Here is a 9091-nt window from a genome sequence, read left to right on the forward strand (position 1 = left end):
GCAGAACGCACGCCGTTCTCCCGCCCATCAAGTTCTGACCTTCGACAAGCCAGAACCTAGGCAGGACAACGGCGTGCGCCATCAACGACGCGCCCAACCACCCACAGACACGTCACAAGACCCATAATTATGACTCTGAGGTATATCGGTCAGCAGGACATGTCTCTACGGCGCGCGACACGCCGAGACAGAACACTCCTGGGCGATGGCGCGGCCCGGGAACGCGAGCGGCTCAGCCCTCGACGGCGGCGGCGAGCTTCCGCGACTCCGCAGCCTCGGCAGGCTCGGAGGTCTCGGCGGTGACCACCGGCTCCGGGACTTGCCCCGACTTCGCGGCCTCTGCCGACCCGACGGATTCCCCCGGCCGAGCGGACTCCCCCGCCTCCGCGGGCGACGCGGAGACGGGCGCGGCCTCGACCGGCGACGCGGAGGCCGGCGACGCGGAGGCCAGCGCCGCTTCGACGGTGGCGCGGGCGCGGCGGGTGCGGCGCAGCGCCCGCACCGCCAGGACAATGGCGACCACCCAGGCGACACCGAGCAGCGCGTACACCACCACCGGCGCCGAGCCGCTCACGCCGCCGGCGCTGAGCAGCGTGCGGGCGTTGGTCAGCACGATCACGCCGCCGATCACGGCGCCGAGCAGCTGAGCGGGAACGATGCGGACCAGCCAGGCCGCGATCGGGGCGGCGATCAGGCCACCGATCAGGAGCGCCGCCACCGTGGGCAGCAGGAAGCCCTCGGTGCCCAGGCCGATCAGGAAGCCGACGCTCGCCGCGCCGGCCACGACGAACTCGGAGGTGTCGACCGAGCCGATGACCTTGCGGGGTTCCATCCGGCCGGAGACCAGCAGCGCCGGGGTGGCGACCGGGCCCCAGCCTCCGCCGCCGGTGGCGTCGACGAAGCCGGCGACCAGGCCGAGCGGGGCGAGGAAGCGGCTCCGCAGCCGGCCGGCGGCGCGGGTGGCCCGAAGCGGCCGGGAGAACCGCACCAGCAGGTACGCGCCGAGCGTGAACAGGATGGCCGCCATCCACGGCGCGGCGGCCTCGGTGGAGATGGAACTGAGGAACGTCGCCCCGGCGAACGCGCCGATCGCGCCGGGCAGCGCGATCCGGCCGACGACCCGCCAGTCGACGTTGCCGAAGCGCCAGTGCGAGACGCCCGCGGCGAGCGTGGTGCCGATCTCGGCCAGGTGCACCGAGGCCGACGCGGCGGCCGGCGCGACACCGGCGAACAGGAGCAGCGTCGAGGAGGTCAGCCCGTACGCCATGCCGAGCGAGCCGTCGACCAGTTGCGCGGCGAGCCCGACGAGGGCGAGGACCAGCAGCTTGCGCACGAGCGCCCCCTGACTTTTCGGTATCTCCTATCGACTTGGTCGACAATGCGGCACGAAGGTGGTCCCGGTCAAGTCCCCCATCCGGTTGGTAGGACACGCCGGACGGCGCGGTCAGCTCCAGGCGCGCGGGTCGGCGGCCAGTTCGTTGACCCGGCCGGGCAGCTCACCGGAGGCCACGTCGGCGATCGTGACCAGCTCCAGGATCTCCCGCTCGCTGGCCCGCAACGCGATCCAGACGTCCTGCAACGCGCGGGCCGCGCCCTGATAGCCGAGCTGTTCCGGACGCTGGCCGCGCACGTGCGCGAGCGGCCCGTCGATGACGCGGATCACCTCGGCCAGGGAGATCTCACTCGCCGGCCGGGCCAGCCAGTAGCCGCCCTCGGGGCCACGCTGGGCGTGCACGATGCCGCCCCGGCGAAGCTGGAGCAGGATGCTCTCCAGGAACTTCGGCGGGATGTCCTGGGACCGGGCGATCTGCTCGGCGGTCACCGGGCGGCTCCGCTCGGCGGTCCCGTCCGCGACCGAGGCCAGCTCAGCGGCCGCGCGGAGGGCATAGTCGACCCGGGCGGAAAGACGCATACGGCCAGGTTAGTCCGCTCGGGTGCGGGCCGCCCCGCCGACCCGCGCCCGGACGATCATCACCCGCCGCTCAGCCGCCGACGCGGCGCAGCAGTCCCTCCTGCACGGCGCTGGCGATGTGCCGCCCGTCGGCGGTGAACATGCGGCCGGTGGCCAGGCCACGGCCGCCCGACGCGGACGGGCTCCAGCAGTCGTACAGGAACCACTCGTCGGCGCGGAACGACCTGTGGAACCACAGCGCGTGGTCGAGGCTCGCGCCGACCACGCCGCCCGGGCCCCACACCTCGCCGTGCACCGACAGCACCGAGTCCAGCAGCGTCAGGTCGGAGGCGTACGTCAGCGCGCACGCGTGCAGCAGCGGATCGTCCGGCAGCTTGCCGTCCAGCCGCATCCACACCCGCTGGTGCGGTTCGGCCGGGCGGTCGCCGGGGCGTACCCAGCCGGGCTCGCCGACGTAGCGCACGTCGATCGGGCGCGGGATCATCCCCCAGATGCCGAGCCGCTCCGGGTAGCGGGAGAGCCGGTCGGTCATGGTCGGCACGTCGTCCGGGCCGGGTACGTCCGGCGGCACCGGGGCGTGGTGGTCCAGCCCCTCGTCCTGCCGCTGGAACGACGCCGACATGAAGAAGATCGGCTTGTCGTGCTGCAACGCCACCGACCGGCGCACCGAGAAGGACCGGCCGTCGCGGACGTTCTCCACCTGGTACTCGATCGGCTCGGCCGGGTCACCGGGGCGCACGAAGTAGCCGTGCAGGGAGTGCACGGCCCGCTCCGCGTCGACGGTGCGGCCGGCGGCGACCAGGGCCTGGCCGGCGACCTGCCCGCCGTAGACCCGCTGCGGGCCCACCGGCGGGCTCATCCCCCGGAAGGTCATCTCCCCGGTACGGTCCAGGTCGAGCACCTCCAGCAGCTGGTCGACCGCCGCCTGCCCGGTCGCCGCAGCACTCACTGGAGCGCTCGCGCCGAGGCCGCGTCCACGAGCGAACCCAGCTGGTGCACGCGCAGCGTGTTGGTGGAGCCGGGGGTGCCGGGCGGGCTGCCCGCCACGATCACCACGTAGTCGCCCGGGTTGGCCCGGTTGAGGCCGAGCAGCGCCTGGTCGACCTGGCGGAACATGTCGTCGGTGTGCTGGACGAACGGCATCAGGAACGTCTCCACGCCCCAGGAGAGCGCGAGCTGGTTGCGCACCTCCGGTACCGGCGTGAAGGCCAGCAGCGGCAGGTCGCAGTGCAGCCGGGCGAGCCGCTTGACGGTGTCGCCGGTCTGCGAGAACGCCACCATGGCCTTGGCGCCGATGGCCCGGGCGATGGAGGAGGCGGCCACGGTGAGCGCGCCGCCGTGCGTACGCGGGTCGTGCTGCAACCGGGGGACGGCGATCGAGCCGGCCTCGGTGGTGGTGACGATCTTGGCCATGGTGCTGACGGTGAGCACCGGGTACTTGCCGACGCTCGTCTCGCCGGAGAGCATCACCGCGTCCGCGCCGTCGAGCACCGCGTTGGCCACGTCGGAGGCCTCGGCGCGGGTCGGGCGGGAGTTCTCGATCATCGAGTCGAGCATCTGGGTGGCCACGATGACCGGCTTGGCGTTCTCCCGGCAGAGCTGCACGGCGCGCTTCTGCACGAGCGGCACCTGGTCCAGCGGCAGCTCGACGCCGAGGTCGCCGCGGGCGACCATGACGCCGTCGAAGGCCAGCACGATCGCCTCGAGGTGGTCGACCGCCTCCGGCTTCTCGACCTTGGCCAGGACCGGGCGGCGCACGCCCTCCTCGTCCATGATCGAGTGGACGAGCTTGATGTCCTCGGGTGAGCGGACGAACGAGAGCGCGACCAGGTCGACACCGAGGCCGAGGGCGAAGCGCAGGTCCTCCGCGTCCTTGTCGGACAGGGCCGGGACGCTGACCGCCACGTTCGGCAGCGAGACGCCCTTGTTGTTGGAGACCGGGCCGCCCTCGGTGACCAGGCACCGGATGTCGTTGCCGGTGACGTCGCTGACCTCGACCGCGACGCGGCCGTCGTCGATCAGCAGCCGGTCGCCCGGCTTCACCTCCTGCGGCAGCTTGCGGTAGGTGCAGGAGACGCGCTCCTTCGAGCCGACGACGTCGTCACCGGTGATCACGACCGAGTCGCCGGTGCGCCACTCGTGCGGGCCGTCGGCGAACCGGCCCAGCCGGATCTTGGGCCCCTGGAGGTCGGCCAGCACCGCGACCGGCTTGCCGGACGCCTCGGCGGCCGCCGGGACCAGCCGGTAGACCGATTCGTGGTCGGCGTGACTGCCGTGGCTGAAGTTGAGCCTCGCCACGTTCATGCCCGCCTCGACGAGCCCTCGGATACGCTCCGGGGACGAGGTGGCGGGGCCGAGAGTACAGACGATCTTCGCGCGGCGTGTCACGCCCATCAGGCTAGTCTCTCCTCCGGATCGGCCTCCCGGCCGACCCCTTGCGGACAGCGGAACAGTTGTCCAACGACGCGCGTGTACCGCGCGGGCGGGCGGTTGGCGTACCGCACCGGAACGTCGTGTGTGGCGGGCATCGGCGACCGCGCGGCGGAAATGGTACCCCTCGCCGTCACGTGCCGGCCGGGTGCTCCCGTGGATGCCGTCCGCCCTCGCCGTGGCGCGGCCCCGCCGGACCGGCCGGGGGCAGGTTCGGGCAGCCGCCGGGCGGCCAGGCCGCGATGATCTCGGCGAGCAGGTGGTCGGCGCGCAGCCCGGACGCGGTCCGCTCCAGCGGGACCCGGCTCGCGGCGCCGTGGAAGTGGTGCAGCGCGATCGCCGAGAACGGCGACGAGACCGCGCCGGCCGTCAGCTCTCCGTCTTGACCAGCGGGAACTCCAGCGAGCCGGCCGGGCAGAGGAAGGTCAGCACCTCGACCCGGTAGAGCCCGGCCTGTACCGCCGGGTCGGCCTCCATGACGCTGCGCACGTCGTCCACCGAGCCGGTGCGGGCCAGGCCGAAGCCGATCGGCGGATCCGGTTCCCGGGCCGGGCCGTCCACCGAGCCGTCGACGAGCACGATGCCGCGCCGTTGCAGCGCCCGCATGTGCTGCAGATGCTCGGCCTGCAGCCGTTGCACGGTCTCCTCCGGCAGGGCCCGGCCGGACGGCCCCGGGTAGAGCACGATGCACTCGTACGTGTCCAGCGCGAAGTCGAGCCGTGGCGTCGTGCCCATGCGCACCTCCTGCTGACCACCGTTGCGCCCAGCCTCGCACGGCGGTCCGGTGCGCCGGGGCCGCTCGCCGCAACTACCGGTGCTTCGCCGCCACGATTCGGGGAATGTCCAGGGGTCGGGGCGCGCGCCGCCCGCGACCGCGTACGAGCACAGGAGGACCGCGATGGCCACCAGCACCCAGCCCGCCAAGGCGTCGGGCAGCTACCGGATCGGTGGTGACCTGCGGGTCGACCGCCTCGGCTACGGGGCGATGCAGCTCACCGGCCCCGGCGTGTGGGGCGACCCGAAGGACCCGGCCGAGGCGGTACGGGTGCTGCGCCGCGCGTACGAGCTGGGCGTCACGTTCATCGACACCGCCGACTCGTACGGGCCGTTCGTCAGTGAGCTGCTGATCCGCGAGGCGCTGCACCCGTACGCCGACGACCTGGTCATCGCGACGAAGGCCGGGCTGACCCGCTCCGGCCCGGACGACTGGCGGCCGGTGGGCCGCCCGGAGTATCTGCGCCAGCAGTGCGAGCTGAGCCTGCGCCACCTGGGCCTGGACTGCATCCCGCTCTACCAGCTGCACCGCATCGACGCGAAGGTGCCGCTGGCCGACCAGCTCGGCGAGCTGGCGCTGCTGCGGCAGGAGGGCAAGATCCGGCACATCGGGCTGTCGCAGGTCAGCGTCGAGCAGATCGAGGCGGCCCGGGAGATCGTCCCGATCGTGTCCGTGCAGAACCTCTACAACCTGGCCGACCGCGGCGCCGAGGACGTGCTGGCGCACTGCGAGCGGCACGACCTGGCGTTCATCCCGTGGTTCCCGATCGCCACCGGCAACCTGGCCCGCCCCGGCGGCCCGCTGGACGCGATCTCGACCGCGCACGGCGCCACTCCGGCGCAGCTCGCGCTGGCCTGGCTGCTGCGCCGCTCGCCGGTGATGCTGCCGATCCCCGGTACGTCGTCGGTGGCGCACCTGGAGGAGAACGTGGCGGCGGCCGAGGTGGAACTGACCGACGACGAGTTCGAGGCGCTGGCCAAGGCGGCCTGAGTCGGCCGCCGTCCGGCCCTTTCGCGGAACGTGATCGAGCAACTACCGTCAGAAGGATTCTCACGAGTGGGGGTCCGCTGTGGAGGAGTTCGACTATGTCATCGTGGGGGCCGGCGCGGCGGGGTGCGTGCTGGCCAACCGGCTAACCGAGGATCCGGGGACGCGGGTGCTGCTGCTGGAGGCGGGCGGCTGGGACCGCAGCCCGTACGTGCGTGTGCCAAAGGCGTTCTCCCGGCTGATGGACGACGAGCGCACCGCCTGGCACTACCCGGCCACCACCGGGCCGGGCCGCCAGGAGATCTGGCAGCGCGGCCGGATGATCGGCGGCTCGACGTCGGTGAACGGCATGATCTGGAGCCGCGGCGCGGCCCGCGACTGGGACGCCCTCGACCCGCTGGGCTGGGGCTGGTCGGCCATGCGGCAGGTGTTCACGCGGCTGGAGGACCACCCGCTGGGCCCCGCGCCGCACCGGGGCGCGGGCGGGCCGGTGCGGCTGTCCATCGCCACCGGCACCGACCCGCTCGCCGAGGAGATGGTGGCCACCGGCGCCGAGCTGGGCTGGCGCCGGGCCGACGACCTGGACGCCGACGACGACGAGCGGATCGGCTACCCCACCGCCACCATCCACGGCGGACGGCGGGTCAGCGCCGCGAACGCGTTCCTGCACCCGGTGCGGCGCCGGCCCAACCTGACCGTCGAGGTCGGCGCCGTCGTGCTGCGGGTGCTGGTCGAGGGCGGCCGGGCGGTCGGCGTACGGGTGGCGCACGGCGGCCGGGAGGTCGAGCGCCGGGCGGCCGGGGAGGTGATCCTCGCCGCGGGCGCCCTGGCCACCCCGCACCTGTTGCAGGTCTCCGGCATCGGGCCGGCGGACACGCTGCGCGCCGCGGGCGTGCCGGTGCTGCTCGACCGGCCCCGGGTCGGCGCGGGGCTGCGCGAGCACCGGTCGATGGTGCTGCAGTACCGCCTCGCCGAGCCCGGCGGCCACAACATGACCATCGGCAGCCCGCTCGGGCAGGCCCGGGCCACGCTGCGCTGGCTGCTCACCGGGGGCGGCCCGCTCGCGCTGCCGGTGCTGGACGTGGCGGCCCACGTCAAGTCCCGGCCGGAGCTGGACCGCCCGGACGCGCACCTGCTGATGGCGCCGTTCTCGGCCGCGCCGCCGCGGCCCGGCAAGGCGCTCGAACTGGAACGGGAGCCGGGACTGATGTGCCTGGGCACCGTCACCCGGCCGGACAGCGAGGGCAGCCTGGCGATCACCGACGCGGACCCGCGTACGCCGCCGGCTGTCGTGGCGAACTACCTCACCACCGACCACGACCGGCGGGTGGCGGCGGACCTGTTCCGCCGGATGCGGGAGTTCTTCGCCACCGGGCCGATCGCGAAGCGGATCCGGGCCGAGACGGTGCCCGGCCCGGCGGTCCGCACCGACGCCGAGATCGTCGAGGCGGCGGTGGCGCGCGGCTACTGCGGTTACCACGCCATCGGCACCTGCGCGATGGGCGACGGCGACGACCACGTGGTCGACCCGCAGCTGCGGGTACGCGGCGTGGACGGGCTGCGGGTGGTCGACGCGTCGGTGCTGCCGGTGATGGTGGCGGGCTGGACCAGCGCCCCGGTGAGCGCGCTGGCCTGGCGGGCCGCGGACGTCATCCGCGGGCGGGACGGGAGCTGACAGCGCCCGGGCCGGCGGTCGAGCGGGCCCGGGCACCGGTGTCAGACCGCGAAACAGTCTGGCCGGACCGGGGCGCCGGCGAGCACCTGGCGCACCACCGTGTACGTGGTGCCGTCCAGCACCAGCCCGAGGTGGCCGACGACCCGCAGCGGGCACCACGCCTGCACCAGCACGTTCGTGGCGCCGTCGGCGAGCAGCGCGTTGTCGACCGGCCGGACCAGCTCGTCCTGCCAGGTGCGCACGGTGGCCCAGCGAACCGGCCCGGGCGTGTCGTCACCGGCGTTGAGGTCGGCCAGGAAGCTCGACCCGATCGACATCTGCTGACAGGCGATCACCCCGGCGCAGCTGCCCAGCCCGAGGAACGCGACCAGGTTGGCGACGTACGTGCCGTACTGCGGGCTGCCGAGGCTGACGTACTGGTCGACGGTGGCGGCGCCGCCGAGGTACTTGACGTACCAGCGGCTGACCAGGCCGCCCTCGGAGTGGCCGACCAGGTCGACCCGGGCCGCTCCGGTGGCGGCGCGGACCTGGTCCACGTAGGTCGAGAGCGCACGGGCGGACTCGCGGATGTCGCCGAGGCCGAGGTTCGGCAACTGGAAGATCGAGACCCGGTAGCCGTCGGCGCGCAGCCGGGCGGCGATCGGCTCGTACGCGATGGAGATTCCACTGAGGCCACCGACCACGATCACCGGGTCGGCGGCCGCGGCGGCGGCCCGTTGCGCGGCGGCGGTGACGGTGGCCGTGTTCGACGGGGCGGCGGGTTCGGCGGCGGCCGCCTGGGCGGCGGCCGGGACGAGCAGGACGGTGGCGACCGTGGTGGCGGCCAGGATCGTTCGGAGCAGCATGGGCTGCACCTCCGAGGGGGAGGCACCCGGGCGGACCGGGAGGGGACGGGTGGGATCCGATCGATCGTGGACACGATGATGCGTGTCCGATTTCACACACGTCAATGAAAAGTTACGCGGCGGTAACCACTTGTCGCGCCCACCGCGCAAACCGGCAAGCCGGGCCGGGCTCAGTTGCCCAGCGCCTGGACCTTCGCGATGGTCTCCTGGACGTGCTGCCGGGCCGGCTCCCCGCCCTGCGCGGCCTGCGCCAGCGCCTGCCGGTAGGAGTCGATGACGCCGATCAGCGGCCCGGCCGTCGCCCCCTCCAGCGCGCCCGCCACCAGCGCCCGCGCCTCCGCCGCGTCCTGTGCCGCGGCAGCCGTGCGCGCCTTGGCCTCGTCCAGCTTCTGCGCCGCCGCCGCCAGCCTCGCGATGATCTCCGCCGCGCTCACAACGTCTCCCCCACCTCACCCACCCTCGGGAAC

Annotated in this window: 9 protein-coding genes; 2 read left to right on the forward strand and 7 right to left on the reverse strand. The window is 73.7% G+C overall.

The features are described 5' to 3' along the window. Window positions 1-232 precede the first annotated feature (232 nt). The 5 genes from BAW75_RS05155 to BAW75_RS05180 all read right to left on the reverse strand — a co-directional run bounded on the left by BAW75_RS05155 (window position 233) and on the right by BAW75_RS05180 (window position 5077). Entirely contained in the window at window positions 233-1333 is a 1101-nt protein-coding gene (locus BAW75_RS05155) for a sulfite exporter TauE/SafE family protein (protein ID WP_104112821.1), read from the reverse strand. Between the two features lie 111 nt (window positions 1334-1444). After that, the gene (locus BAW75_RS05160; protein WP_043329564.1) at window positions 1445-1912 is read right to left on the reverse strand and encodes an RrF2 family transcriptional regulator; all 468 of its coding nucleotides are present in this window, start codon (window positions 1910-1912) and stop codon (window positions 1445-1447) included. 70 nt (window positions 1913-1982) lie between these two features. Next, complete coding sequence (locus tag BAW75_RS05165) at window positions 1983-2861, reverse strand: acyl-CoA thioesterase (protein WP_043329561.1); 879 nt, start codon at window positions 2859-2861, stop codon at window positions 1983-1985. Further along, on the reverse strand, window positions 2858-4306 hold the full coding sequence (pyk, locus tag BAW75_RS05170; protein ID WP_104112822.1) for a pyruvate kinase: 1449 nt from the start codon (window positions 4304-4306) through the stop codon (window positions 2858-2860). Before pyk ends, BAW75_RS05165 begins: the two co-directional genes overlap by 4 nt. Window positions 4307-4711: 405 nt before the next feature. Beyond that, entirely contained in the window at window positions 4712-5077 is a 366-nt protein-coding gene (locus tag BAW75_RS05180) for a YciI family protein (RefSeq protein WP_043329557.1), read from the reverse strand. A 163-nt stretch (window positions 5078-5240) separates the two neighbouring features. Between BAW75_RS05180 and BAW75_RS05185 the strand changes: the two genes are divergently transcribed. Both BAW75_RS05185 and BAW75_RS05190 read left to right on the forward strand, forming a co-directional pair. After that, complete coding sequence (locus tag BAW75_RS05185; RefSeq protein ID WP_104112823.1) at window positions 5241-6107, forward strand: aldo/keto reductase; 867 nt, start codon at window positions 5241-5243, stop codon at window positions 6105-6107. A gap of 79 nt (window positions 6108-6186) precedes the next feature. Further along, window positions 6187-7779, forward strand: coding sequence for a GMC family oxidoreductase (locus BAW75_RS05190; protein ID WP_104112824.1), 1593 nt, complete (start codon window positions 6187-6189; stop codon window positions 7777-7779). Window positions 7780-7820: 41 nt separating this feature from the next. On the opposite strand, the gene BAW75_RS05195 is transcribed toward BAW75_RS05190, so the two are convergent. Together BAW75_RS05195 and BAW75_RS05200 are read right to left on the reverse strand one after the other, a co-directional pair. Next, window positions 7821-8624, reverse strand: a complete 804-nt coding sequence (locus tag BAW75_RS05195; protein WP_104112825.1) for a lipase family alpha/beta hydrolase — start codon at window positions 8622-8624, stop codon at window positions 7821-7823. A gap of 170 nt (window positions 8625-8794) precedes the next feature. After that, a complete protein-coding gene (locus BAW75_RS05200; protein WP_013287536.1) occupies window positions 8795-9058 on the reverse strand; it encodes a DUF6244 family protein in 264 nt (87 codons plus the stop codon). Window positions 9059-9091: the final 33 nt, after the last annotated feature.

This window comes from Micromonospora chalcea, assembly GCF_002926165.1.
Lineage (GTDB): Bacteria > Actinomycetota > Actinomycetes > Mycobacteriales > Micromonosporaceae > Micromonospora > Micromonospora chalcea.

Bases quoted from the DNA above. Each gene is read 5' to 3' on its own strand.
- BAW75_RS05160 (WP_043329564.1), bottom strand. From the start codon at position 1,912: ATGCGTCTTTCCGCCCGGGTCGACTATGCCCTCCGCGCGGCCGCTGAG.
- pyk (WP_104112822.1), bottom strand. From the start codon at position 4,306: ATGGGCGTGACACGCCGCGCGAAGATCGTCTGTACTCTCGGCCCCGCC.
- BAW75_RS05180 (WP_043329557.1), bottom strand. From the start codon at position 5,077: ATGGGCACGACGCCACGGCTCGACTTCGCGCTGGACACGTACGAGTGC.
- BAW75_RS05185 (WP_104112823.1), top strand. From the start codon at position 5,241: ATGGCCACCAGCACCCAGCCCGCCAAGGCGTCGGGCAGCTACCGGATC.
- BAW75_RS05195 (WP_104112825.1), bottom strand. From the start codon at position 8,624: ATGCTGCTCCGAACGATCCTGGCCGCCACCACGGTCGCCACCGTCCTG.